Consider the following 25,445-nt stretch of genomic DNA (forward strand, 5'->3'; position numbering starts at 1 on the left):
ACACCTGAAAGCCTAGTTGCCATGAGCGACAATTTCACTTCTCAAACCACGCAATCTTCGGCACATCCGTTTGCCGCGCAGCTATCGCGCCATGGCATCCCCGAAAGCATGTGGCCCCATCTGCGGCAAAATGGCGTGGGCGAGCTGGTGGAGAAAATGGACATCGTCTTCACCGAGTTCGAAACCCAGCGCGTGGCGGCCACGATGCCGGTGGCGGGCAATACCCAGGTCTATGGGATCCTGCATGGCGGGGCGTCCGCAGCGCTGGCCGAAACCCTAGGTTCGATGGCTGCCGCGTTGCATGGCGCCGGCCGCGCCAACCCGGTCGGCGTTGATTTGAACATCACCCACCACAAGGCCGGCCGTTCGGGGGTTGTCACCGGGGTATGCACCCCGGTGCATCTGGGCCGCAGCAGCACCTGCCATGAGATCGTGATCAGCGATGAGCAGGGCCAGCGGGTAGCCACCGCCCGCATCACCAACATGCTGCTGCCCGTCGACTAGCAATCCGTGCAAGCGGCGCTCCGGGCAAGCCGTGCGTTCCTGGAGTGCCGCCGCGTTTTCGGCCGGGCTCCGGCGCCGCCTAGCCGATCGCGTAGCGCGAGAGGACGATGTCCGCTCCCAGGTCGGTGACCTCCAGGGAGGAGAGCTGCGTGCTGATCGCGCGGCCGAAGAGATTCGCCCCGCCGCCGAGCACTTCCGGAACGGTGACCAGCAGCAGCTCATCGAGCGCATCGGCCTCGACGAAGGCACCGGCCAGGTCGGCTCCGCCGACCACCCACACGTCGCCAGCCCCTGCGCTTTGGGCGATGTCCTGGCTCCAGAAGCCCACCTCGCCGCGGATGAAGGTCAGGTCCGCTCCGGGTAGTGTCGGCAGTTCATGGTGGGTGAAGACCCATACCGGCTTGTCGCCGAACACCCACGGCACGGATCCCTCTGTGGCGTCGCGGACGATGTTCTCATAGGTCTTGCCGCCAATCACTACGGCGCCGACGGTCTCGAAGAACTCGTCGAAATGCTTTTTCACTCCCGGCTGCGAGGCATAGGGCGTGAACCATTGCACGCTGCCGTTGCGATCGGCGATAAAACCATCGATGGAGGCACCCACGTAGTACTTGAAGCTAGTCATGGCTCCAGTCTAGGGGTGCCTCCATCGAAGGCGATATCAAGTTGGCCGGGGAGCCCGGATTCGTGTCGGATCCGCCGGATGCCGAGCGCGGCTCTAGTGGCTTGAGGAGATGCCCAGGATGGCCTCGCTCAGCTGCGGCACGATCAGCACGACGCCCAAGGCGACGATCAGTCCGCACACCACGAAGCAGGCGTAGGCGCCGGCCTTGCTCACGCCCTGGCTGCGGCCGCCATCCTTGGCAACGGCAAGCAGGCGGACTCCGAAGGAGTAGGCTGCCACAATCGCCAACGCGGCAACCCACGTGACGACGGCAACGACCAGGAATGCTGTCCAGTCGATCATGAATTATCAGCTTCCTTCTGCGCGGCGGCGGCCTTGGCCTGCTTGGCTTCCGCCTTGGCCTTGGCACGGCGTTCCTTCTTGGACAGGATGTTCACGGCTGCACCGGAGTTGTCGATGTCGGAGATGTTCGACTCGTGGTCATGTGGCTGCTTGCGCGAGATGAACCAGATGGCCAGCATCGCACCGGTACCAGCGACAGCGACGATCACGATGCCGATGTTGCCCAGGTGGGTGATGGCGGCGGCGATGCCGCCGACGATGCCGGCAGCCGGCAGGGTGAACAGCCAGCCCAGGGCGATTCGGCCGGCGGTGCCCCAGCGGACTTCGCCGCCCTTGCGGCCCATGCCCGAACCGATCACCGAGCCGGAAGCCACCTGGGTGGTCGACAGCGCGAAGCCCAGGTGCGAGGAGGTCAGGATAGCCGAAGCGGTGGACATCTCGGCGGCGAAGCCCTGCGCAGGCTTCACGTCGGTCAGGCCCGATCCCATGGTGGCGATGATGCGCCAGCCGCCGGTGTAGGTGCCCAGTGCGATGGCGAAGGCGCAAGTGGCGACCACCCAGAACTGCACTCCGGAGTCGGAATCCTGCAGGCCCGAAGCCACCAGGGTCAGGGTGATGATGCCCATGGTCTTCTGCGCATCGTTGGTGCCGTGCGAGAGTGCAACGAGCGAGGAGGAGAAGATCTGGCCGTAGCGGAAACCGCCACGCTTCGGCGAGGCGCCGTTTTCACGCTTGGTGATGGCGTACGCCAGCTTGGTGCACAGGTACGCGGAGATGCCCGCGATCAGCGGCGCGCAGATGGCCGGGAGCAGCACTTTGGATAGCAGCACGCTGTAGTTCACCGATGCGAACCCCGCACCGACGATCGCGGCGCCAACGAGGCCGCCGAACAGTGCGTGGGAAGAGCTCGATGGCAGGCCCAGCAGCCAGGTGAACAGGTTCCAGATCACGGCACCCATCAGGCCCGCGAAGATCATCGCCGGGCCGATCGCTACGCCCGTGGTCGGGTCTTCGTTGATGATGCCACCTGAAATGGTCTTCGCTACCTCGGTGGAGAGGAAAGCGCCGACGAGGTTCAGAATTGCGGCGAGGGCAACAGCCTTCTTAGGGGAAATTGCTCCGGTTGCGATTGGAGTGGCCATCGCATTGGCCGTGTCATGGAAACCATTGGTGAAGTCGAAAAACAACGCCAAGGCAATGACCAGGACGACGATAAGCGTCAAATCCATTGAATACCAGCCTGAGGGGTCGAACGGCAAGGAAAAGTGAACGGGCCATGAAGAAGGGTCCTGCGGAGGGTAATGGCGTGCGGGTCTTCGTTCTCGGCGCAATTTCCATCTTAGGCCTACCACGCAGTACGTCAATCCAGGATTGCAACCCCATTCAGCGGAAAAAAGGGTGAACAAAAGGTTACGGAACGGTGAACGCCCAGTCGAACGCCGTTCCAGTCGGTCGAGGGCATAAAAAATGTGCGCCAAACCATACGTGGTTTGGCGCACACTCTTGTGGCTGGCGGTGCCTACTTGACCTGGTCGACGACCGTCTCGGCGACCTGGCGCATGCTCAAGCGGCGATCCATGGAGGTTTTCTGGATCCAGCGGAACGCTTCCGGCTCGGTCAGGCCCATCTTGGTGATGAGCAGCGACTTGGCGCGGTCCACCAGCTTGCGGGTTTCGAACTGCTCGGCCAGGTTGCTGACTTCTTCTTCCAGCGCGCGCAGTTCGTCATTGCGGGAAATCGCGATTTCGATTGCCGGGGTGAGGTCTGCAGGGGTGAACGGCTTGACCACGTAGGCCATGGCCCCGGCTTCGCGGGCGCGCTCCACCAGTTCCTTCTGGCTGAAGGCGGTCAGCAGGACCACCGGGGCGATGCGTTCCTTGACGATGGCTTCGGCGGCGGTAATGCCGTCCATGACCGGCATCTTCACGTCCATGAGCACCAGGTCGGGCTTCAGCTCGCGCGCCTTTTCCAGAGCCGTCTGGCCGTTGTCGGCTTCGGCGACGACGTCGTAGCCCTCGGAGCGGAGGATTTCGACGATGTCCAGGCGGATCAGGGTTTCGTCCTCGGCAACGACCACGCGACGCGGAGTGGTTTGCACCTCGGATGGGATGCGGGTGATTTCAGGTAGTTCGCTCATTGGCGCCTTCCTCCATGGTCAGAGTTCCTGCCCGCTGCGCGGGCGGCATCTAGGTGGTTTAGGTTCAGCGAAGCCACGTTGCCTCGGTTTCACTTCTAAGCCTACTGGCATGTACTCTTGTTCAGGCGAAGACGCGAGGATCCTGATTAGGAAATCTGGAAAACCTCTAGTAAAGTAGTCAAAGTGCCAGCCCAAGTGGCGGAATCGGTAGACGCGCCGCACTCAAAATGCGGTATCGAAAGATGTGTGGGTTCGAGTCCCACCTTGGGCACCAGCTTCAAGGCCGTTGGGCCGGAAATATTTCCGGTCCAACGGCCTTTTTCGCGCCCCCGGCCGATGGGTTGTCGATTGGCTGTGCTCGAGTTCACAACCCGCATTTGCCGGCCCAAGCAGAATCCGCCCTGCCCCAGCTTCTGGGACAGGACGGATCGATACGCTTGGGCTAGAGGGTAGCGGCGACTACAGGTTCTTCGGAGCCGAGACGTTCTCCGGATCCCACGGACCAACCTTCTCGCGTGCAGGCATCGGCTTGCCATCGACCAGCTGGCCGGCATCTGCCAGGTCGCCGATCTTGTGCACGCGCAGCGAGTTGGTCGAGCCGGCCTGCCCTGGAGGGGAACCGGCTGCGATGCAGACCAGGTCGTTGAGGTCAGCCAGTCCCTCGGAGAGCAAAGCTTCGTCCACCTGGGCAGTCATCTTGTCGGTGTGATCGGCGTAGGCCACCAAGCGTGCCTGCACACCCCACATCAGGGTCATGATGTTGTAGGTCTGCTGCAGCGGGGTGAAGGCCAGCACCGGCTTCTTCGGGCGCAGCCGCGACAGGCGCCGCGCCGAGTCGCCGGACTGGGTGAAGGCCACGATGTACTTCGCATCGAGCTGATCGGCGATTTCCACTGCGGCGCGGGTGATCGCACCGCCGCGGGTCTTCGGCTTGGAGCCCAGGCGTGGAATGCGATCCAGTCCGTGCTCTTCGGTCGAAGAGATGATCCGCGACATGGTCTCCACCGTTTCCACCGCGTACTCGCCTACGGAGGTCTCTCCCGAGAGCATGACCGCGTCGGCACCGTCGAGCACCGCGTTGGCGCAGTCCGAAGCCTCGGCACGGGTCGGGGTTGGCGATTCGATCATCGATTCAAGCACCTGGGTGGCGACGATGACCGGCTTCGCCCAGCGGCGAGCCAGCTCGACCGCACGCTTCTGCACCAGTGGAACTTCTTCCAATGGCAACTCGACGCCCAAGTCGCCTCGGGCGACCATGATCGCGTCGAAGGCGTTGACGATTTCTTCCAGTGCCGCCACGGCCTGCGGCTTCTCGATCTTGGCGATGACCGGCACACGGCGGCCTTCTTCATCCATGATCTCGTGGACACGCTGGATGTCTTCGGCGTTGCGCACGAAGGACAGGGCGACCATGTCGATGCCGGCACGGATGGCCCAGCGCAGGTCGTCCTCATCCTTTTCGCTCAGCGCAGGCACGTTCACGGCCACGCCAGGCAGGTTGATGCCCTTGTTGTTGGACACTTCGCCGCCCACGACGACCTCGGAGCGCACGGTCTTCTCGTCGACCGCAATGGCCTTGAGCTTGACCTTGCCGTCGTTGATCAGCAGGAAGTCCCCTGGCTGCACGTCGGTAGGAAGTCCCTTGAAGGTGGTCGAGCACAGGTTCCGGGTGCCTTCGATGTCCTCGGTGGTGATGGTGAATTCCTCACCGGCCTCGAGGATGTACTTGGCGTTGTCCTTGAAGCGGCCGAGGCGGATCTTCGGACCCTGCAGGTCGGCGAAGATGCCGACAGCACGGCCTACCTCTGCGGCCGCATTGCGCACATTCGCAAGGGATTGCGCGTGCATGGAGTGGTCTCCATGGCTCATGTTCAAGCGGGCGACGTCCACGCCCGCCTTCAATACCGCTACAGTGTTTTCATAACTTGCCAGGGCCGGGCCCCAGGTTGCCACAATCTTTGCGCGTCTCATTCCGTCAGCCAAATGCCTTTCATGTTCACATAGGCAAAATGCGGCCCACCCGGTTTCCGGGTGCGCCGCATTCAAGCCTATGTCACTCAAATGATGCTGATGGCCCTATCAGTTGGAGCAACCGGTGCAGGGAGAGTAGTCGAACCCGTGAGGAACTTGTCGACCGCGGCCGCGCAAGCGCGTCCTTCGGCGATAGCCCACACGATCAGCGACTGTCCCCGACCGGCGTCTCCGGCGACGAATACCGACTCGGTGTTCGTCATGTAGTAGCCATCTCGGGCGACGTTGCCCCGGTTGTCGAATTCGATACTGACCTGTTCGTCCAACCCGGAAACTTCCGGACCGGTGAACCCGAGGGCAAGCAGGACCAGATCCGCTTTGATTACGCGTTCGGTTCCAGGCTTCGGGAGTCGCTTGCCAGCAACAAATTCTGTCTCTGCAACTGTAACACCGATCACCTTGTTTTGCTCAGTTCCCTCGCCGGAGATGAAGTTGACGGTCGAGGCCAGGTAGGTCCGCTCGCCTCCTTCCTCATGGGAGGTCTGCACCTCGAACAGCACCGGCATCATCGGCCACGGCTGGTCCTCGCGGCGTTCGGTGCCCGGCTGCTTGCCGATGGCCAGCGTGGTGACGCTGGCGGCGCCTTGGCGCAGCGCGGTGCCGATGCAGTCCGAACCGGTGTCGCCGCCACCGAGGACGATCACGTGCTTGCCCTTGGCGTCGATCGAGCGCTCGGACTTCAGCCCCGCCACCACGCGGTTGTTATCGGTGAGGAACTCCATGGCGTGGTGCACGCCGTCGAGGTGGTTGCCCGGCACTGGCAGCTCGCGCGGCACGGTCGCGCCGGTGGCCACGATGACCGCGTCGTAGTCGCGGCGCAGCTGCTTCCAACTGATATCCTTGCCGATCTCGATGCCGGTGCGGAAGATCGTGCCTTCCGCTTCCATCTGCTCCAGGCGGCGGTCGATGACCTGCTTTTCCAGCTTGAAATCCGGGATGCCGAAGCGCAGCAGGCCGCCGATGGCCTCGTCGCGCTCGTACACCGCCACGGTGTGCCCTGCGCGGGTCAGCTGCTGGGCGGCGGCCAGGCCGGCCGGCCCCGAGCCGACGATCGCCACGCGGTGCTCGGTGTGCCTGGCTGGCGGCTGCGGCTCGAAGCCGCCGGCATCCATCAGGTGCCCGGCGAGCTCCGCCTCGACCTGCTTGATGGTCACCGCGGGCTGGTTGATCCCCAGCACGCAGGAGGCCTCGCAGGGGGCCGGGCACAGCTTGCCGGTCAGCTCCGGGAAGTTGTTGGTGGAAAGCAGCCGGGCTGCCGCGTCGTCCATCCGGCCCTTGTAGGTCAGGTCGTTGAACTCCGGGATCAGGTTGCCCAGCGGGCAGCCGTTGTGGCAGAACGGCACGCCGCAGTCCATGCAACGGCCGGCCTGCTCCTTCAGGGTGCCGGCTTTTTGGCGCTCCAGCACCTCCTTGTAGTCCATCAGGCGCACCGGGACCGGGCGCTTGGGCTGGGTGACGCGTTCGGCCACCTTCAGGAATCCGCGTGGATCAGCCACGGGTCACCTCCAAAATCTTGTTCCATACCTGCGGCGAGTCCGGGTTCTGCCCGCTGGCCACCGCATCGCTGCGCAGCTGCTGCACGGCGGCGAAGTCGCGCGGGGTGATGCTGGTCAGCCGGCCGCGGGTGTTCTCCCAGTCCAGCAGCAGGCGGGAGGCCAGCGGGGACGCGGTCAACGCGATGTGCTCGGTGAGCAGCTCGCGGATGCGTTCGGCTTCCGCGTCGCTGACCGGGGCGACCAGCAGGTCGCCATGCTCGGCGGCCAGCGGGTTCAGCTTGGCCGGATCGAAGTCCAGCACCCAGGCGGTGCCGCCGGAGAATCCGGCGCCGAAGTTCCGGCCGGTGGCGCCCAGGATCAGCACCTGTCCCCCGGTCATGTACTCGCAGCCGTGCTCGCCGATGCCCTCGGTGACGATGCTCGCCCCGGAGTTGCGCACCGCGAAGCGTTCGCCGACCATGCCGTTGATGAACAGCTGGCCGCTGGTGGCGCCGTAGCCGACCACGTTGCCGGCGATGACCTGCTCTTCGGGCTTGGACAGGGTGGTGTGCGGCGGGTGGATCGCGATCCGGCCGCCGGACAGGCCCTTGCCCACGTAATCGTTCGCGTCGCCGGAGAGCTTCAGCGTGATCCCTTCGGGAAGGAACGCGCCCAAGGACTGGCCGGCGCGGCCGGAAAGGTTCACCTTGATGGTGTCCTGCTCCAGGGTCTGCACCCCGAAGGTCTTGGTCACGTGGTGGCCCAGCAGCGTGCCGGTGGAGCGGTCGGTATTCACGATCTTCGCGTCGATGCTCACCGGCAGGCGGTCTGCCAGCGCCGGCGCGGCGGCGGCGAGCAGCTGCTGGTCCAGGTGCGTGTCCAGCCCGTGGTCCTGGCCGATGCGCCGGCGGCGCGCGGCCAGCTCGACGTCGGGGACATGGGTGATCGCATCCAGGGCCAGCCCTGCCACCTTGTCGTGGGCGGTGATCTGGTCGGCATCGGTGTCCAGCAGCTCGACCTTGCCGATCACCTCGTCCAGGGTGCGGGCCCCCAGCGCGGCGAGCAGTTCGCGCACCTCCTGGGCGATGAACTCGAAGAAGTTCACCACGAATTCGGCCTTTCCGGTGAAGCGTTCGCGCAGCGTGGGGTTCTGCGTGGCCACCCCCACCGGGCAGGTGTCCAGATGGCAAACGCGCATCATGATGCAGCCGGAAACCACCAGCGGGGCGGTGGCGAAACCGAACTCCTCGGCCCCGAGCAGCGCACCGATCAGCACGTCGCGGCCGGTCTTCAGCTGGCCGTCGACCTGCACGGTGACGCGGTCGCGCAGCCCGTTGAGGATCAGCGTCTGCTGCGCTTCGGCCAGGCCGATCTCCCACGGGGTGCCGGCATGCTTCAGCGAGTTCATCGGCGAGGCGCCGGTGCCGCCATCGTGCCCGGAGACCAGCACCACGTCCGCCTTGGCCTTGGCCACGCCGGCCGCGACGGTGCCGATGCCGGACTCGGAGACCAGCTTCACGTGCACGCGGGCCGACGGGTTGGCGCACTTCGCGTCGTGGATCAGCTGGGCCAGGTCCTCGATCGAGTAGATGTCGTGGTGCGGCGGCGGGGAGATCAGCCCGACGCCCGGGGTGGAGTGCCGGGTCTTGGCGATCCACGGGTAGAGCTTCTCGCTCATCAGCTGGCCGCCCTCGCCGGGCTTGGCGCCCTGCGCCATCTTGATCTGGATGTCATCCGCATTGGTCAGGTACAGGCTGGTCACGCCGAAGCGCCCCGAAGCGATCTGCTTGATGGCGCTGCGCCGCTCGGGGTCGAGCAGGCGCTCGGGGTCCTCGCCGCCCTCGCCGGTGTTGGACTTGGCGCCCAGCCGGTTCATCGCGATGGCCAGGGTCTCATGCGCCTCGGCGGAGATCGAGCCGTAGCTCATCGCGCCGGTGGAGAACCGCTTGACGATCGAGGAGACCGGTTCCACCTCGTCGATGCTGATCGGGGTGATGCCCTCGGTCTTGAACTTCAGCAGCCCGCGCAGGGTCTTCAGCTGCGCGGCCTGGTCGTCCACCGCCTTCGTGTACTCCTTGAACACGTCGTAGCGGCGGGTGCGGGTGGAATGCTGCAGGCGGAAGACGGTTTCCGGGTTGAACAGGTGCGGCGGGCCTTCGCGGCGCCACTGGTACTCTCCCCCGGTCTCCAATTCCAGCGGCTGGGCGCCGCCGTCGATCTCCGGGTAGGCGCGCGCATGGCGGGCGGCGGCTTCGGCGGCCACCACGTCCAGCTCGATGCCCGAGAGCTTCGTGGCGGTGCCGGTGAAGTACTGGTCGACCACGCGCTGGGACAGGCCGACGGCTTCGAAGGTCTGCGCGCCGCAGTAGCTGGAGACCGTGGAGATGCCCATCTTGGACATGATCTTCAGCACGCCCTTGCCCAGCGCCTTGATCAGGTTGGCGCTGGCCTGGCTTCCGTCGACGCCGGGCAGCTCGCCGTTCTCGGCCATCTGCTCGACCGATTCCAGGGCGAGGTAGGGGTTGATCGCGCTGGCGCCGTAGCCGATGAGCAGCGCGATGTGGTGCACTTCGCGGGCGTCGCCGGACTCGATGATCAGCGAGACGCGGGTGCGGTTCGAGCTCTTGAGCAGATGGTGGTGCACCGCGGAAGTCAGCAGCAGGGACGGGATCGGCGCCCAGGCGGCCGAGGAGTCGCGGTCCGAGAGCACGATGTAGCGCACCCCGCGGTTCACCGCCGCGGAGACCTTCTCGCAGATTTCCTGCAGCCGGGCGCGCAGCTCGGATTCGCCGCCGGCCGGGCGGTACAGCCCGCGCACCTTCAGCGTGTACTTGGCGCCGGATTCGTCGCGCAGGTTCGCGATCTTGGCCAGCTGGTCGTTGGTCAGCACCGGGTAGTCCAGCGCGATCTGGGTCTGCTCGACGCGGTCCAGGGACAGCAGGTTCCCGTCCGGGCCGATCGCGGTGCCCATAGAGGTGACCAGCTCTTCGCGGATCGCATCCAGCGGCGGGTTGGTGACCTGGGCGAAGGACTGGGTGAAGTAGTCGAACAGCAGCCGCGGGCGCTGCGAGAGGGCGGCGATCGGGGTGTCAGTGCCCATGGCGGCCAGCGGCTCGGCGCCGGCGGCGGCCATCGGGGCCAGCAGCACGCGCAGCTCCTCGGTGGTGTAGCCGAAGGTCAGCTGGCGCAGGGCCACGGAAGCCGAATTGTGGCGAACATGCTCCAGATCCGGGAAGTCGTCCAGGGTCTTCAGGTTCTGCGCCACCCAGTCGCGCCATGGCTTGGAGGCGGCCACTTCAGCCTTGATTTCGGCATCTTCGACGATGCGCTGGCCGGCCAGATCCACCGCGAACATCTTGCCCGGGGCGACACGGCCCTTGGCCACGATGTGCTCTTCGTCGGTGTCGATCACGCCGACCTCGCTGGCAAGCACCACCAGGCCGTCGTCGGTGACCCACCAGCGGGCCGGGCGCAGGCCGTTGCGGTCAAGCACGGCGCCGGCCATCTGGCCGTCGGTGAAGCAGACAGCTGCCGGGCCGTCCCACGGCTCGATGAGCATGGACTGGTACTGGTAGAAGGCGCGCAAATCCGCGTCCATCTGGTCGTCGTTTTCCCACGGCTGCGGGATCATCATCATGATCGTCTCGGCGACGTTGCGCCCCGAGAGCATGAGCATTTCGGCGACCTCGTCGAAGGAGGCCGAGTCGGAGGCGCCGGCGGTGCAGATCGGGAACAGTTCCTCGGGCACCTCGCCGAGCAGCGGCGAGGCGAGGGTGGACTGGCGGGCGCGCATCCAGTTGCGGTTGCCCTTGACCGTGTTGATCTCGCCGTTGTGCGCGATGGTGCGGAACGGCTGGGCCAGCGGCCAGGACGGGAAGGTGTTGGTGGAGAAACGCGAGTGCACGATCGCGCAGCGGCTGGCGAAGCGGCTATCGGACAGGTCCGGGTAGAAGGGCTCAAGCTGCGCGGTGGAGACCATGCCCTTGTAGACGATGGACTGCGAGGAGAACGAGGCGAAGTACACGCCCATCTTGTTGTGCGCGCGGCGGCGGATGCGCCAGGCGGCGGCGTCCAGCTCGCGGCTGGTGGCGGCCGGGGCGCCGGCAGGGGCGGCGATGAAGAATTGGGTGATGCAGGGCATCACCTTGCGGGCAGAGGCGCCGAGCACGTCGGCGTTGACCGGTACCTCGCGCCAGCCGAGCACCGCGAGGTTCTCCTCGGCGGCCATGGTTTCCAGCTCTTCTTGGGCGAAGGCACGTTCGCCGGAGTCGGCCGGGAGGAAGCCCATGCCCACGGCGTAGGAGCCGGCGGCGGGAAGATCGAATGCGGTGACGCTGCGCAGGAATGCATCGGGCAGGTGCAGCAGGATGCCGGCGCCGTCGCCGGTGCCCTCGTCGGCGCCGATAGCGCCTCGGTGCTCCAGACGGCGCAGGGCGGTCAGCGCATGGGCGACAATGCCGTGGCTGGCTTCGTTCTTCAGGGACGCAATCATCGCCAGGCCGCAGGCGTCCTTCTCGGCCGCCGGATCGTACAGCCCCTGCGCGCCGGGCAGCGCGGAGAAACGGGTGTAGGGCGAGGGGACTTCCTCGCCAAAACCTGGCGAGGCGTTCATCTGGACTCCGGTCATGCTCATGAGCGTGCCTTTCTGTGGTTCATGCAGGATAGGCGCGCGGCAGCCCCCGGTAAAGAGCTAATTCTTCGCAAGGGCTTCCGGCCGCCTCGATGTTTCATCTAGCTGAAACTTTTCGACAGTGCTAAGCGGGGTCTGCTTGCGCATCGAGGTTTCGGGGACGAACATTTCCCACCTCGTTGTGGTGCTGCACCGGCAGGCCGTTCCAGGGGTCGATCAACCAGTTCGGTGCGTGGATCTCACGTTACGCAGGTTTTGTTTCTCCCATGCGCGTGCTTCTGTTTCCGCAATGTTAAAAACTTTTGTCCCAGTTCCCGCGGAAAAAGCAGGTTTTTTGGTGGAAAACGCCCGAAAACCGTTTTCGCCAGCCGATTTTGAAAGCCGCCCAATGTTTCAAGCATGTTGCGCACACGCGTCGGCATCCCGCCAAATTTTTCGCGCTTCTTCGCCATATTGGGTCCCTGGCTCGTCATGGAAGCCGATCCCGGAGGCCGCGGGACGGGTTAAACCAGCGGTGGCCGGCAAGCATGAATGCTTGCCGGCCACCGCAATGGGGCTATGGATTCGCTGCCGCTACTTCTCGTTCTGCGGATCAGCGCCGGTTCCCTTTTCGGACGCAGTTTCCGATTCGGACATGGTTCCCGATTCGGACCTGTCCTGGGCACCGGTGCCTTCAGCTGGCTTGCCGCCTTCTGCTGGGGCCGGCGCGGGCGCCGTTCCTGGCAGGTAGAACGGATCGGCCTGCTGGCCGCGCAGCTTGCCGAGGACCAGGATCAGCGCGAGGATGCCGGCGATGACCATGCCGATCGCCAGCCACTGGTGCACGCGCAGGGCCAGCGGCCCGATGGCGATGACCTCGGCCGCATCCAGGCGCAGCGATTCGGTGAAGGTGCGGCCGATCCCGTACCAGATCATGTAGCAGCAGAACAGCGCACCACGGCGCAGCTTGAACTTCCGATCCAGCGCGATCAGCACGAAGGCGCCGAGCACGTTCCACAGCGACTCGTACAGGAAGGTCGGGTGGAAAAGCGTGTCCGCGGGCAGCCCGGCCGGGAAGTTGTAGCTGTCCGGGTCGATCTCCAGGCCCCACGGCAGGTCGGTCGGCGCACCGAAGAGCTCCTGGTTGAACCAGTTGCCCCAGCGTCCGGCCGCCTGCGCCAGCAGCAGGCCGGGCACGGCGGCGTCGACGAATGCAGAAAGCCGGATGCCGGCCCTCCGGCAGCCGATCCAGGCACCGAGCGCGCCGAGCGACACCGCGCCCATGATGCCCAGCCCGCCGAGCCAGATCTGCGGGATCTCAGCCAGATGCGCACTCTGCCCGCCGAGCCCGAAGTAGTACATCGGGTCGGTGATCAGCACATGGTAGAGGCGTCCGCCGACGATGCCGAAGGGGATCGTCCAGATCGCGATGTCCCAGAGCATGTCGGAGTTCCCGCCGCGGGCGGAAAGCCGCTTGTTGGTCAGCCACAGCGCGATCAGGATACCCGCGAGGATGCACAGCGCGTAGGCGTGGATGGTCAGCGGGCCCAGCGAGATCTTCGAGAACTCCGGCGGCGGAGACGGGATCGAAGCCGGCAGGGCCAAGGCCAGCTGCGTGGCGAAAGCCATCAGGCGCGTCCGCTCAGCTCGGCGGCCAGGGCGCCGACTGCCGGCACTCCCCCGTCGCGCAAAGCGGCGACCAGCGCGGTGCCGACGATCACGCCGTCCGCGTAGGCGCCGATTTCTTCCACATGCTCTCGGCGCGAGACGCCCAGGCCCACGCAGGCGTTCTCGGCGCCGGCGTTGTGGGCGGCGTCGACCACTGCCTGCGCGGCGGAGGACACCTCGGAACGGGCGCCGGTGACGCCCATCAGCGACACGCAGTAGACAAACCCGGAAGAGGCGTCGACCGTGCGCTGCACGCGGGCTTCGGTCGAGGACGGCGCGATGAGGAACACGCGCTCCAGGCCGTGCTTCTCGCTGGCTTCCATCCACTCGGCGGCCTCATCGGGCACCAGGTCGGGGGTGATCAGCCCGGCTCCGCCGGCCTCGGCGAAGCGCCGGGCGAATTCGTCCACGCCCAGGCGCAGCACCGGGTTCCAGTAGGTCATGACCATCACGGCCGCGTCGGTGCGTTCGGTGATCCCGCGCACGATCTCGAAGATCTGCGGGACCGTGAAGCCGTTCGCCAGCGCCTGCACGGTGGCTTCCTGGATGACCTGGCCGTCCATGACCGGGTCGGAGTACGGGATGCCGATCTCGATGACATCCACGCCGTTCTCGGCCAGCGCCACGGCGGCCTCGATGCTGGTGGCGACGTCCGGGTAGCCGGCAGGCAGGTAGCCGATGAGGGCCGGACGGCCCTCGGCGCGGGCTGCGGCGATCTTCTGGGCGCTGGTGACGCGGGTCATCTACTTCTCCTCGGAGTTCTGCGAGCCGGAGTTCTGCGCGTTGGCCGCGCTGATTTCGGCCTCGGCGTCCTTTTCGTCGATCATGTTGAACCAGGCGGCGGCGGTGCCCACGTCCTTGTCCCCGCGACCGGAGAGGTTCGCGATGATGATCGTCTCCTGCGGCACAGCGCCCTCGGCGATCTTGCGGGCGGCCAACCGGATGGTGCCGGCCAGCGCGTGCGCGGACTCGATCGCCGGCAGGATGCCCTCGGTGCGGCACAGCGCCTTGAACGCGTCCATCGCCTCGGTGTCGGTGACCGGCTCGTAGGTGACGCGGCCGATGTCGGCCAGGTAGGCGTGCTCGGGGCCGACACCCGGGTAATCCAGGCCGGCGGAGATCGAGTGCGACTCGACGGTCTGCCCGTCCTCGTCCTGCATCAGGTAGCTCTTCGCGCCGTGCAGCACGCCCGGGCGGCCCAAGGTGATGGTCGCGGCGTGGCGGTCGGTGTCCACGCCGTCGCCGCCAGCCTCGAATCCGTAGATCTCGACCGACGGGTCGTCGAGGAACCCGTGGAAGATGCCGATCGCATTGGAGCCGCCGCCGATGCATGCGGTCACGGCGTCGGGCAGGCGCCCGGCCTGGGCCAGGATCTGCTCGCGCGCCTCGTCGCCGATGACCTCGTGGAAGTAGCGGACCATCGCCGGGAACGGCGCGCCGCCGGCGGCGGTGCCCAGCAGGTAGTGGGTGGTCTCGACGTTGGCGACCCAGTCGCGCAGCGCCTCGTTGATCGCGTCCTTCAGCGTCTGGGAGCCGACGGTCACCGGGATCACGGTGGCGCCGAGCAGGCGCATGCGCGCCACGTTCAGCGCCTGGCGGCGGGTGTCCTCGGCGCCCATGTAGACCACGCACTCCAGGCCCATCAGGGCCGCGGCGGTGGCCGAGGCGACGCCGTGCTGGCCGGCGCCGGTCTCCGCGATGATGCGGGTCTTGCCCATGCGCTTGGCCAGCAGCGCCTGGCCGAGCACGTTGTTGATCTTGTGGCTGCCGGTGTGGTTCAGGTCCTCGCGCTTGAGGAAGATCCGCACCCCTCCGCAGTACTGCTCGGAGAAGCGCTTGGCTTCGGTAAGCAGCGAGGGGCGTCCGGAGTAGTTCTTGTTCAGGTCCTTGACCTGCGCGATGAACTCGGGGTCGTTCTTGGCCGCCTCGAAGGTCTCGTTCAGCTCATCCATGGCGGCCATGAGGGACTCGGGCATCCATCGTCCGCCATACGCTCCGAAGTACGGGCCGCTTGCGTGCCTCAGCGACTGTGCATCGATCGACTGGCCGTGCTCGGAGTTCTCCGGAGTGCTCATCGATTCCCTCTTTTCTCGTACGAAGCTTGATTCGTGGTAAGTCTCGTGCCCCGCCGGAAGCTCCTGCGGGGCACGAAATGCAATTCTGGGTCCGACGCTGCCGTGCGCGGCTAGCGCTGCGGCTTGGCGTCGGTGCCGGCCTGGATGAACGCGGCGACCGAAGCGCGCGGATCGGCGTGCTTCACCAGCGCCTCGCCCACGAGGATCGCGTCGGCGCCGGCCGCACCGTACTGGGCAACCTGCTCGGTGGATTCCACACCGGATTCGGCGACGATCACCGCCTCGGACGGCAGCAGCGGTGCGAGCTTGCCGAAGGTGGCCGGATCGACGTCCAGCGTCTTCAGGTTGCGCACATTCACGCCGATGATCTTCGCCCCGGCCTTGATGGCGCGGGCGATCTCTTCCTCGGTGTGGGTTTCCACCAGGGCGTTCATTCCCAGCTGGTGAGTCAATTCTAGGAAAGATGCCAGCAATTCATCATTCAGCGCCGCAACAATGAGCAACACGAGGTCAGCACCATGCGCGCGGGCTTCATAGATCTGGTACTCGTCGACCGTGAAATCCTTGCGCAGCACCGGGATCTGCACGGCGGCGCGCACCGCATCGAGATCCTGGAGCGAACCGCCGAAGCGGCGCGCTTCGGTCAGCACGGAAATCACCGAGGCGCCACCGGCTTCGTACTCGGCGGCCAGGACGGCGGGCTCCGGGATATCGGCCAACGCGCCCTTGGACGGGGACTTGCGCTTTACCTCGGAGATTACACGCAGCGTGGTGTCGCGGGCGGCCTGATCGGTGTGGCCGCCCAGCGCGGCGAACGCATCACGTGCAGGGGCGGCTGCCGCCGCTGCCTGCTTGATCGCTTCCAGGCTGGTGATTGCGCGACGGGCGCCCAGGTCTTCCCGGACGCCCGCGATGATGTCATCAAGAACAGTCAATTTAGTGCGATGCTCCACTGCGAGCGCCACCGACGCCGAAACCGGCTGCCTTCAGAATCCAGCCCAGCAACAGGCCGACTACGACGATGCCGCAACCGACCCAGACGATGGACCAGGCGAGGAAGGCGAAGGCGATGCCTGCCACGATTGCACCGACAATCATGGTCAGCACGCAGGCCCACGCTGCGATGGAGTTGCCGTGGCCAATCTCTTCGGTGTAAACCGGATCGATCTCGGTGTTCTGCGACATGTTCGATGTCTCCTCATGTTGTGATGCTGCGCCCCGGCAGTGCGTTGCTGCCGAAGGACGTTGGTCTTCAGGTTCCATTCTGCCACCTGCGCGCGAGAACCTCCTATTCCAGGGGCCTTCGTTGCGCGCCGGTGGTGCGAATCACGCTCGACCCTGGGCTATTTCCCGCCAGCGGTCGGGTCTTCGCCCTGCGAGAGCTGCTCCCAGCTGGCGATATTGCGCGAGGACTGGTCCTTGGGCTCCACGCTGGCCTTGGCCGCTTGCCGGTCGTACTTGCTGGCCTTCGCGGGCCAGCGTCCGGCAAAGACCAGCACCAGCACCGCCTGCAGCACGATCAGCACGCCGGCAATCACCGCTACCGCCGGCCACGCGGTGAGCGTGTACTCGCCGGCGTTCTGGGCCAGGCCGGTGGCTTCGGCCACGGCGGTGGAGGCCACGGCCTGCGGGTCGCGCAGCGCGCCAATGCCGGCGGTGATCACCGTGGCGCCGGCGAGCAGGCAGATCGCCGCGATGATGTAGCGGGCGACCTTCCCGGCGATCAGCAGCGCCAGCGAACCGGCCAGCACCACCACGCAGACCGCGGTGACCGAGGCGGCCGCGGTCGCCCCGTCAACGACAATCTGCGGGATCTGCACGGAGCTGGAGGCCACATCAACGGTGATCCAGGTCCGGGTGGCCGACCAGAGGCCGATCAGTGCGCCGGCCAGGCCGAAAAGTGCAAGGCTGCGGGCGCTGGTCAATTTCTTCACTTCGCTTCACCTGATTCGGTGTTGATGGTGTGGGCGGCACGCATGGACTGCGCGGCCCAGACGGCGCGCAGCGGGGCGGCCGCCTTGTTCACGGTTTCCAGTGCCTCGTCGGCGAACTTCGAATCGTTCACGATGCCGCCGCCGGCCTGCACGTAGGCGCGATCCCCCTTGAGCAGGGCGGAGCGGATGGCGATGGCCATGTCCATGTCGCCGGCGAAGTCCAGGTAGCCGACCACGCCGCCATAGATGCCGCGGCGGTACGGCTCGTACTCGTCGAGCAGCTGCAGGGCGCGGGGCTTCGGCGCCCCGGAGAGCGTGCCGGCCGGGAAGGTCGCGGCGAGCACGTCGTAGGCGTCCACGTCGTCGCGGGTCTTGCCGACCACGTTGGAGACCAGGTGCATGATGTGGCTGAAGCGCTCGACCTCCATGAACTGGGTGACTTCCACGGTGCCGGCCTTGCACACCCGCGAGAGGTCGTTGCGCGAGAGGTCCACGAGCATCAGGTGCTCGGCGCGTTCCTTCTCGTCGTTGACCAGCGACTTCTCATGCAGCTGGTCGTCCTCGTAGTTGGCCCCGCGCGGCCGGGAGCCAGCGATCGGGTGCGTGACCACGTGCGAGTCGTTCACCGTGACCAGCGCTTCTGGCGAGGAGCCGACGATCTCGAAGCGTTCGCCGTCCTCGTTGACGAAGTTGAACAGGTACATGTACGGGCTCGGATTGGTTGCGCGCAGCACCCGGTAGACATCCAGCGCGTCGGCCTGGGTTTCCAGCTCGAAGCGGCGCGAAACAACGATCTGGAAGACCTCTCCGTCCACGATCGCGGTCTTGGACTTGGCCAGCGCCGCCAGGTATTCGTTCTCATCCCAGGAATGGGTGACGGCGTCCATCAGGGTTTCGCGCGGCACATCGGTGCCGGTGAGCACCGCCGCGGCCGAATCCACCGGCACCGCGAGCTGGTCGAGCATCGCCTGCAGGCGGGCGACGGCGCCGTCGTAGGCCGCATCGACGTTCTCGTCGCTGCCATCGAAGTTGATGGCGTTGGCGATCAGCGTGACCGTGCCTTCGGCCGCATCATGGGCCGCCATGTCGGCGACCAGGTTCATGCTCAGCTCGGGCAGGTTCAGGTCGTCCGCCGGAGGGTTGGGCAGCTTCTCCCAATGGCGCACGCATTCCCAGCCGATGAAGCCGACCATGCCGCCTGTCAGCGGAGGCATGCCGGGAACCGGTTCGGTTTTCAGCGCACGCACGGTGTCGCGCAGGACCTCCACGCCGGCCCCGCCGGTGGGCAGGCCGTCAGGAGCGTGCCCCTGCCAGTAGGCTTCTCCCCCGCGGGTGCTCAGCGTGGCTGGAGAGTTCACCCCGATGAACGAGTAGCGGCTCCAGACGCCGCCCGGGGCCGCCGACTCCATCAGGAAGGTTCCGGGCCGCCCCTGTGCCAGCGTGCGATACAGGCCGATCGGCGTGAGCGAGTCGGCCAGCACGGTGATGGTGACCGGGATGACGCGGCGGTTCGCGGCCATGGCGCGGAAGGACTCGCGGGACGGGGAAATCTTGCCAAGGGTTTTCATCAATGTTCTTCTTCTACGTGTTCTTCGAGCCGGTGCTGCAACGCGCAGCTGGGTGCGGAATTCGCGGCGCCCGCCTGCTGCTGGTGCCGGTGCGTCGGCAGTCCTACTCGGGACGGTGACCCACCACGGCCGGCAATTCGCGATCGGTGAAGCAGGATTCGGTGCCGGTGTGGCAAGCGGCGCCCACCTGGTCGATCTGGACGAGCAGCGCGTCGCCGTCGCAGTCCAGGGCCACGGACTTCACGAACTGGTAGTGGCCGGAGGTGTCGCCCTTGCGCCAGTATTCCTGGCGGGAACGCGAATAGAAGGTGACCCGGCCGGTGGTCAGCGTGCGGTGCAGCGCTTCATCGTCCATCCAGCCGAGCATCAAGACCTTACCGGAATCGTACTGCTGCGCGATGGCGGCAAACAGGCCATTGGCATCGCGCTTGAGGCGAGAGGCGATCTCCGGGTCGAGGCTGTGGGATTCAGGGCTCGGAATCGAGCCGTCGTTAGAAGTAGGCATCCCCATTAGCATACTGGTTTTCCGCGGAATCCTGAGACCTGTGACGTACCGCTCGTCGACGCGCCATGCCGACTGGGCGACACCTCTCTCGCCTTGCACAATTAGTCAGTTGGAGCGTGCTAGTTTCAGAAGTGATGCACTTAGTTCAGGCTTCCAGACTTGCGTTGGCCGAGACCCTGCTTGCGGCAGGACCTACCGCCGACACCCTTTGCGACGGTTGGCAAACCCGCCATCTCGCCGCGCACCTCGTGTTGCGCGAAAGCTCGCTGCTTTCCGCCGGCACGTTCTTCAAGCCGCTTTCCAAGAAGCTTGAAGCGAAACTGAACCAGATGGTGGTCGCGGCGCAGACCCCGGAAGGCTACGCGAAATTGGTCCGCAGCTTCCGCTCGGGTCCGCCCGCCTTCTCGCCGTTCGCCATCGACAAGGTCAACCAGTCGGCGAACCTCTCGGAGTTCTTCATCCATACTGAGGATGTTCGCCGGGCCCGCGGCCAATGGGCTCCGCGGGTGCTGGACAAGGAGTACACAGAACTGCTTTGGCAGTCGCTGACCCGCATGTCCCGGCTGCTGTTCCGCCACGCGCCCATCGGCATTATTCTCACGCGTCCCGATGGCCAGCGCCATGTTGCCAAGAAGGCGCCGAACGCTGTGTCCATTACCGGACCGGTCACCGAGCTGATGATGTATTCGTTCGGCCGCATCGATCAGAGCTTGGTCTTGTTCGAGGGCGGCGAAACCGCATTGGAAATCGTCAAGGGATTCAAGCCGGGGCTGTAGTACTCCCTCCCGTTTATCCACATTCGTGGGTGGGCCGTCCATGTTCGCTTCGCACCAGCCTAGGATTTCGAGCAATCGATACCCAACGGCTTCGGAGCTTGAACATGAAGACCCAGAAAATTGTTCGCCGTTACTCTAGTGCTGCTATCTCTGCAGTCCCCGCTTTCGTCCTGGTTGCCCTGGCATCAGCGCTGATCATGTCCGTAGCACCGGCCGAGGCCGAATCTTCGGCTTCATCGCCGACGGGATCTTACACCGCAGAAGCGACGCCACCCAGCGAACCGGATCCTCCAAATTCGGCAAGCCTTCTGTATGAAAAATCGGATTACGGGGCGCTCGAAGCTGCACGGCGCTTCTTCCGATTTCTCGATTACGAAATCCTTTATCGCTCCCCCGCCGATTTCGCGCCGATAGTTACTGGCAAATGCGAATTGGAGCAATGCTGGAAAACGTTCCAAGATCAAGACGAACTGAGAAAAGGGCCAGAAGACAGCCAGATCGGTGGCTACCACTATCTCCGCACGGACTACATCGTCCAGTTCGACGGAAACCAGGCCTACCTGATGGGAGAGCTCACCTTGTCCCCACGCTCCCTGCTACGACCAGATCAGGAAGTCATATTCTTCGAAGAACAAAATCTGGGTGAGATCACCGTAGGACTTGAATATACCGACACCGGGTGGAAAGTCTCTGACGTCTCGCTTGATAATCCACGTTCAGCAACACGGCGCGACACTTGAGCCTGGATTCATTCGAACCAGTTACACTGCTAAGTTCTACGCTGACGCCATGCCGGCAGCCGATGGCCAGGAGGTTGCTCTCTGCACGTATGAGCCGTATCAATAGTGGCGGAAGTTCACAGAGGATCTGAAATAGGCTGTGGCAGGTTTTCCACAGATTCATCGAAAACTCTCCACTTTCTTGAAACACGGGCATAGGATTGCGCACAACCTCGCATTCCCGATGATCATGGAGAGTTCGGATGGAATCTCGGAAAGTTGCAGTTATCGCGTCGGTTGCTGCAGTTGCACTCGCACTGTCAGGCTGCAGCACAGGGAACACCGAAGGAGCATCCGAATCAACGGCTAAAAATTCCACATCACCTTCAGCATCGAGTCCACCGACAACTACCCCTCCTCCGAGCGAGTCTGATAAATACAGACCCGCCACAGCGAAGGGGCCAGCGGAAAACGTTCCGATTCCAAAGCTACCGTCCGCCGCCAAAATAAACTCAGAAGAAGGCGCAGCAGCATTCACCAATTATTACTTCGACCTCATCAATTACACGGTCGAAACAACTAAAACCGATCCGATTAAGAACGTGACTTCCCGCGGTTGCAAATTATGCGCCGAAGCGATTATCGACTCGGCTGACGAGAGTGCCTCCGTCGGCGAATGGCAAGTTGGCGGCGAATACAAAGCATCAGTGATCGACTCTTATATTTCTGCGCCGGGAAAGGCCATCGTCACCGCTAGATTCTCTGCAGAACCCTTCAAAACGTATTTAGAGCCTGATTCTGTAGTCGCGGAGTACTCAGAAGTAAAAACAACTCTGTCGACTTTTCAGTTGTCATTTGACTCGTCCTGGTCAGTTGAAGATTTGCTTGTAGAAGAAGAATAATTTTCATGTTTTATTTTCGACTGACCATAGCCTCACTTTTACTCTTTACCTCAATTAATTCCGTACAGGTAACAGAGCAACAGTTGAATCTCATACCTTGCCAAAAGAAAGAATCACTCGGTCAGACGGATGTAAGAGTGAAATGGTCACTTTGCCCCAAGAAGGACAAAGACAGCGGATACCATCGAGATAAACAACCGATCAAGGAAAAGCGTCAGGGGCCTAAATACGATTACCGTGATTTTGATTCATGCAGCCCTACAAATGATTCCTTTATGGAATGCCGTTCAAACCCAGATCTAAGAGTCTGCGACGACGGTTCCTACCCTATAATTCGTCAAATTTTAGTGGTGGAAGGAGATAACAAAGGCAACATAGTGGATTCTTTCCGAGTTTGCCCAGAAGATCCGAAGGATCAAAGAACAGAGGAAATTAACAAGGAATCCGTCACGGTAACGCTCGAACAATTCCGATCATTTCCAATTGTTGCTTCGGATATCAGTAGTTCTCCTGCAAACTTTTCCTTGCGAAATGGTCATACTCATATCTGGGCAACAAGCCAAGTTCAATATTTCGACTTGGAGATAGGGCAGAGTTTGGCACGTATAAAGGCGATACCAATTCAATGGAATTGGAACTATGGCGACGGTACCACTCGGAATCTAAATTTCCCTGGTGAACCAGCGCCGAACCATACATTGAGAGATGAGACCCCCACAAGTCATTCTTATGGTGAGACTGGCAAGTTCAAGGTAGGAGCCATTACTCTCTACCGGGGAGAATTCAGCCTCGATGGCGGTCCGTGGCAAGCTATCCCCGGTCAAGCAGCCGTCGCAAGCACACCGATTGAAATCGACGTTTGGCGCACTGAGAAGGAGCTCATTGCCAACGATTAGCCAAGTACAGCATGAGGCCCAGCACCTTGTGGTGCTGGGCCTCATGCTTGGATCCTAGCGAACTGGGTAACCAGCTTCGCGGATCGCTTGCTTAACCGTGGCGATCATGTCCTTCGGTCCGAAGTGGAAAATCGAGGCTGCCAATACTGCGTCGGCACCCGCTTCGATCGCTGGAGGGAAGTCCTCAGGCTTTCCCGCGCCGCCAGAAGCGATCAGCGGAACCGAGACCTCAGCGCGAACCGCACGGATCATTTCCAGATCGAAACCATCCTTCGTGCCATCAGCATCGATCGAGTTCAGCAGGATCTCCCCCACGCCTCGTTCGGCAGCTTCCTTCGCCCAGGCTACGGCGCACATGCCGGTGCCCGTACGACCGCCATGGGTAGTGACCTCGTAGCCCGATGCGATCGACGGATCATCGGTGCGGCGCGCGTCCAGGGACAGCACGAGCACCTGGGAGCCGAAGCGCTGGGTGATCTCGTTGATGACCTCGGGACGGTTCACCGCCGCGGTATTGATCGAGGCTTTGTCGGCACCGTTGCGTAGCAGCCGATCGACGTCTTCAGCAGTGCGGACGCCACCGCCCACGGTCAGCGGGATGAAGACTTCTTCTGCGGTGTGACGGACCACTTCGTAGGTGGTTTCACGGTCCGAACTTGATGCGGTGACATCGAGGAAGGTCAGCTCGTCGGCACCTGCGTCATTGTAGCGGCGGGCAAGCTCAACTGGGTCGCCAGCATCGCGAAGGCCCGCGAAGTTGACGCCCTTGACGACTCGTCCGGCATCGACGTCGAGGCAAGGAATAACACGAATTGCAACGCTCATCAGCGGAATTTCCTTGTCTACTTAGATGCGGCAGGCGTGGATCTGGCTGACCAAGATGGCACGTGCGCCAACGTCATAGAGTTCGTCCATGATGTTGTTCGTCTGCGATTTCTTGACCATGGCGCGCACGGCGACCCACTCGGAGTTGGCAAGGTCCGACACGGTTGGCGATTCCAGGCCTGGGGTCAGTGCGCAGGCCTTGTCGGCCAACTCGCGGCGTACGTCGTAGTCGAGCATGACGTACTGGCGAGCAACGAGCACGCCATTGAGGCGGCGGATCAGCACATCCAGGCCAGATGGCTTGTGCCCTACACGGCCAATCATGACCGCTTCGGAGTTCAGCAGCGGATCGCCGAAGATCTCCATGCCTGCGGCCTTGATGGTGTTGCCAGTTTCAACGACGTCGGCAATGGCATCGGCTACGCCGAGGCGGACCGAGGACTCGATGGCGCCATCAAGGCGAACGATTGAAGCTTCGATGCCGGACTTCTCGAGGTAGTGGCGCAGCAGCACGTCGTAGCTGGTGGCAATGCGCTTGCCATTGAGCTGCTGGGCATCGTTGAATGCGCCAACCGGGGCAGCGAAGCGGAAGGTCGACTTACCGATGCCCAGCGAGAGCTGCTCTTCGACAGCGTCGTCGACATCTGCATCGAGGTACAGGTCGCGGCCGGTGATGCCTACGTCCAGGATTCCGCGGCCGACATAGACAGCGATATCGCGGGGACGCAGATAGAAGAATTCGACTTGGTTGTCCTCGTCGACCAGGACCAGTTCGCGGGAATCGCGGCGCTGGAGGTAGCCAGCTTCCTTGAACATGGTGGAAGCGATTTCGGACAAGGCACCCTTGTTGGGTAGGGCTACGCGGAGCATTTTTGACTCGTTTCGTCATGAATGGCGCTGCGGCGATTAGCCATAAACAAGCGCCAAGGATTAATTCGTTGGCCGTTGTTTCTGCCGCCGTGCGTTGACTGCGGCCTGATCGGCAATGGATCAGGCCGCAGTCGCGCGACGGCTATAGATGCTTGTAAACGTCGGCCAAGGTCATGCCCTTGGCGATCATGAGAACCTGCAGGTGGTACAGCAACTGGGAGATTTCCTCCGCCGCGGCCTCATCGGTTTCGTACTCCGCAGCCATCCAAACTTCGGCGGCTTCCTCGACGATCTTCTTGCCGATGCCGTGGACACCAGAGTCGAGTTCGGTGACGGTACGTGAGCCTTCCGGGCGGGATTGTGCCTTGAGCGATAGTTCGCTGAAGAGCTCGTCAAAAGTTTTCACGGAACTTATCCTAGCTGTTTTCTTTTCCGGTGCCGTATTCTGGTGGCCCTTTGTGACAGGGCCGCCCCGCGGCTAAGGCAGTGCGGCTACTGTCATGACGGCAGCCGAGTAGGCTTCATAGCCCTTGTCCTCACTGGAGTTTTCCAAGCCAGCGCGGTCCAGGGCCTGCTCTTCGTTATCGCAGGTGAGCACGCCGAAACCAATAGGGGTTTTGGTGTCCACACTCACATTGGTTAAGCCATTGGTCGCTGCCATGCAGACATAGTCGAAGTGCGGGGTTCCGCCGCGGATGACCACACCCAGCGCGATGACCGCGTCGTAGTCCCCTGCGAGGGTGGAAGCCGCGACCGGCAACTCGAAAGTGCCCGGTACCCGAATCAGGGTGGTGCTGGATTCCAGGCCGGCGTCCTTGGCGGCACGCTGGGCGCCGTCGATCAGTCCGTTCATGATCACTTCGTGCCAGCTGGCGGCCACGATGGCCACCTTCAGCTGGGAGAACTTCTCGTCACTGGCCAGGGCCTTCAGCTGTTCGCTGACATCGGTTGGTGCGCCGTGCTTGCTCATCTTGATGCTCCTTG

General features: G+C 63.6%; 25 protein-coding genes and 1 tRNA gene. 6 read left to right on the plus strand and 20 right to left on the minus strand.

Going from position 1 to position 25,445, the window contains the following annotated elements:
* Positions 1–21 precede the first annotated feature (21 nt).
* Complete coding sequence (locus tag F0M17_RS09775) at positions 22–504, plus strand: hotdog fold thioesterase (RefSeq protein ID WP_149597041.1); 483 nt, start codon at positions 22–24, stop codon at positions 502–504.
* A gap of 79 nt (positions 505–583) precedes the next feature.
* Here the strand turns inward: F0M17_RS09775 and F0M17_RS09780 are convergent, their stop codons facing one another.
* The 4 genes from F0M17_RS09780 to F0M17_RS09795 all read right to left on the minus strand — a co-directional run bounded on the left by F0M17_RS09780 (position 584) and on the right by F0M17_RS09795 (position 3,608).
* The gene (locus tag F0M17_RS09780) at positions 584–1,129 is read right to left on the minus strand and encodes a dihydrofolate reductase family protein (RefSeq protein ID WP_038991793.1); all 546 of its coding nucleotides are present in this window, start codon (positions 1,127–1,129) and stop codon (positions 584–586) included.
* 93 nt (positions 1,130–1,222) lie between these two features.
* Positions 1,223–1,471: a hypothetical protein gene (locus tag F0M17_RS09785; RefSeq protein WP_073706076.1), complete on the minus strand. Its 249-nt coding sequence runs from the start codon at positions 1,469–1,471 to the stop codon at positions 1,223–1,225.
* Positions 1,468–2,700 carry an inorganic phosphate transporter gene (locus F0M17_RS09790; protein WP_038991795.1) on the minus strand — a complete coding sequence of 411 codons (1,233 nt, stop codon included), beginning with the start codon at positions 2,698–2,700 and terminating at the stop codon, positions 1,468–1,470. The genes F0M17_RS09785 and F0M17_RS09790 overlap by 4 nt, the downstream gene beginning before the upstream one ends.
* Before the next feature lie 290 nt (positions 2,701–2,990).
* The gene (locus F0M17_RS09795) at positions 2,991–3,608 is read right to left on the minus strand and encodes an ANTAR domain-containing response regulator (RefSeq protein ID WP_052253823.1); all 618 of its coding nucleotides are present in this window, start codon (positions 3,606–3,608) and stop codon (positions 2,991–2,993) included.
* A 189-nt stretch (positions 3,609–3,797) separates the two neighbouring features.
* Here F0M17_RS09795 and F0M17_RS09800 point away from each other — a divergent pair.
* Positions 3,798–3,882: transfer RNA gene (locus tag F0M17_RS09800), tRNA-Leu, on the plus strand.
* A gap of 185 nt (positions 3,883–4,067) precedes the next feature.
* On the opposite strand, the gene pyk is transcribed toward F0M17_RS09800, so the two are convergent.
* The 12 genes from pyk to hisI form a co-directional block, all read right to left on the minus strand.
* The gene (gene pyk, locus F0M17_RS09805; protein WP_149597042.1) at positions 4,068–5,579 is read right to left on the minus strand and encodes a pyruvate kinase; all 1,512 of its coding nucleotides are present in this window, start codon (positions 5,577–5,579) and stop codon (positions 4,068–4,070) included.
* Between the two features lie 86 nt (positions 5,580–5,665).
* Positions 5,666–7,135 (minus strand): glutamate synthase subunit beta, encoded by a 1,470-nt coding sequence (locus F0M17_RS09810; RefSeq protein ID WP_073706074.1) that lies wholly within the window; start codon positions 7,133–7,135, stop codon positions 5,666–5,668.
* A complete protein-coding gene (gltB, locus tag F0M17_RS09815; protein WP_369826758.1) occupies positions 7,128–11,747 on the minus strand; it encodes a glutamate synthase large subunit in 4,620 nt (1,539 codons plus the stop codon). The genes F0M17_RS09810 and gltB overlap by 8 nt, the downstream gene beginning before the upstream one ends.
* 236 nt (positions 11,748–11,983) lie before the next feature.
* Positions 11,984–12,196 carry a hypothetical protein gene (locus F0M17_RS09820; RefSeq protein WP_149597043.1) on the minus strand — a complete coding sequence of 71 codons (213 nt, stop codon included), beginning with the start codon at positions 12,194–12,196 and terminating at the stop codon, positions 11,984–11,986.
* A 121-nt stretch (positions 12,197–12,317) separates the two neighbouring features.
* Positions 12,318–13,352, minus strand: coding sequence for a prolipoprotein diacylglyceryl transferase (gene lgt / locus F0M17_RS09825; protein ID WP_246857047.1), 1,035 nt, complete (start codon positions 13,350–13,352; stop codon positions 12,318–12,320).
* Entirely contained in the window at positions 13,352–14,134 is a 783-nt protein-coding gene (gene trpA, locus F0M17_RS09830; protein ID WP_149597044.1) for a tryptophan synthase subunit alpha, read from the minus strand. Before trpA ends, lgt begins: the two co-directional genes overlap by 1 nt.
* Positions 14,135–15,466, minus strand: a complete 1,332-nt coding sequence (trpB, locus tag F0M17_RS09835; protein WP_149597045.1) for a tryptophan synthase subunit beta — start codon at positions 15,464–15,466, stop codon at positions 14,135–14,137.
* 110 nt (positions 15,467–15,576) lie between these two features.
* Entirely contained in the window at positions 15,577–16,401 is an 825-nt protein-coding gene (gene trpC / locus F0M17_RS09840; protein WP_066138847.1) for an indole-3-glycerol phosphate synthase TrpC, read from the minus strand.
* Position 16,402: 1 nt separating this feature from the next.
* Entirely contained in the window at positions 16,403–16,651 is a 249-nt protein-coding gene (locus tag F0M17_RS09845) for an HGxxPAAW family protein (RefSeq protein ID WP_038991801.1), read from the minus strand.
* Between the two features lie 158 nt (positions 16,652–16,809).
* A complete protein-coding gene (locus tag F0M17_RS09850) occupies positions 16,810–17,400 on the minus strand; it encodes a Trp biosynthesis-associated membrane protein (protein ID WP_149597046.1) in 591 nt (196 codons plus the stop codon).
* Positions 17,397–18,968, minus strand: a complete 1,572-nt coding sequence (locus F0M17_RS09855; RefSeq protein ID WP_121866970.1) for an anthranilate synthase component I — start codon at positions 18,966–18,968, stop codon at positions 17,397–17,399. Before F0M17_RS09855 ends, F0M17_RS09850 begins: the two co-directional genes overlap by 4 nt.
* Before the next feature lie 103 nt (positions 18,969–19,071).
* On the minus strand, positions 19,072–19,473 hold the full coding sequence (hisI, locus tag F0M17_RS09860) for a phosphoribosyl-AMP cyclohydrolase (RefSeq protein WP_149597047.1): 402 nt from the start codon (positions 19,471–19,473) through the stop codon (positions 19,072–19,074).
* A 134-nt stretch (positions 19,474–19,607) separates the two neighbouring features.
* Here hisI and F0M17_RS09865 point away from each other — a divergent pair, with 134 nt between their 5' ends.
* From F0M17_RS09865 to F0M17_RS09880, 4 genes are all read left to right on the plus strand, one after another.
* Positions 19,608–20,249 (plus strand): TIGR03085 family metal-binding protein, encoded by a 642-nt coding sequence (locus tag F0M17_RS09865; RefSeq protein ID WP_038991805.1) that lies wholly within the window; start codon positions 19,608–19,610, stop codon positions 20,247–20,249.
* Between the two features lie 104 nt (positions 20,250–20,353).
* Positions 20,354–20,989, plus strand: a complete 636-nt coding sequence (locus F0M17_RS09870; protein WP_149597048.1) for a hypothetical protein — start codon at positions 20,354–20,356, stop codon at positions 20,987–20,989.
* A 242-nt stretch (positions 20,990–21,231) separates the two neighbouring features.
* Positions 21,232–21,870 carry a DUF6318 family protein gene (locus tag F0M17_RS09875; protein ID WP_143180999.1) on the plus strand — a complete coding sequence of 213 codons (639 nt, stop codon included), beginning with the start codon at positions 21,232–21,234 and terminating at the stop codon, positions 21,868–21,870.
* Between the two features lie 5 nt (positions 21,871–21,875).
* On the plus strand, positions 21,876–22,766 hold the full coding sequence (locus F0M17_RS09880) for a hypothetical protein (protein ID WP_149597049.1): 891 nt from the start codon (positions 21,876–21,878) through the stop codon (positions 22,764–22,766).
* Between the two features lie 54 nt (positions 22,767–22,820).
* On the opposite strand, the gene hisF is transcribed toward F0M17_RS09880, so the two are convergent.
* The 4 genes from hisF to ribH form a co-directional block, all read right to left on the minus strand.
* The gene (hisF, locus tag F0M17_RS09885) at positions 22,821–23,591 is read right to left on the minus strand and encodes an imidazole glycerol phosphate synthase subunit HisF (RefSeq protein WP_073706068.1); all 771 of its coding nucleotides are present in this window, start codon (positions 23,589–23,591) and stop codon (positions 22,821–22,823) included.
* A 21-nt stretch (positions 23,592–23,612) separates the two neighbouring features.
* The gene (gene hisG, locus F0M17_RS09890) at positions 23,613–24,461 is read right to left on the minus strand and encodes an ATP phosphoribosyltransferase (protein WP_038991809.1); all 849 of its coding nucleotides are present in this window, start codon (positions 24,459–24,461) and stop codon (positions 23,613–23,615) included.
* Between the two features lie 142 nt (positions 24,462–24,603).
* On the minus strand, positions 24,604–24,867 hold the full coding sequence (locus tag F0M17_RS09895; RefSeq protein WP_038991810.1) for a phosphoribosyl-ATP diphosphatase: 264 nt from the start codon (positions 24,865–24,867) through the stop codon (positions 24,604–24,606).
* Positions 24,868–24,939: 72 nt separating this feature from the next.
* Entirely contained in the window at positions 24,940–25,431 is a 492-nt protein-coding gene (ribH, locus tag F0M17_RS09900) for a 6,7-dimethyl-8-ribityllumazine synthase (RefSeq protein WP_246857048.1), read from the minus strand.
* Positions 25,432–25,445: the final 14 nt, after the last annotated feature.

Source organism: Glutamicibacter sp. ZJUTW (genome assembly GCF_008370855.1).
In the GTDB taxonomy this organism is placed as follows: domain Bacteria; phylum Actinomycetota; class Actinomycetes; order Actinomycetales; family Micrococcaceae; genus Glutamicibacter; species Glutamicibacter nicotianae.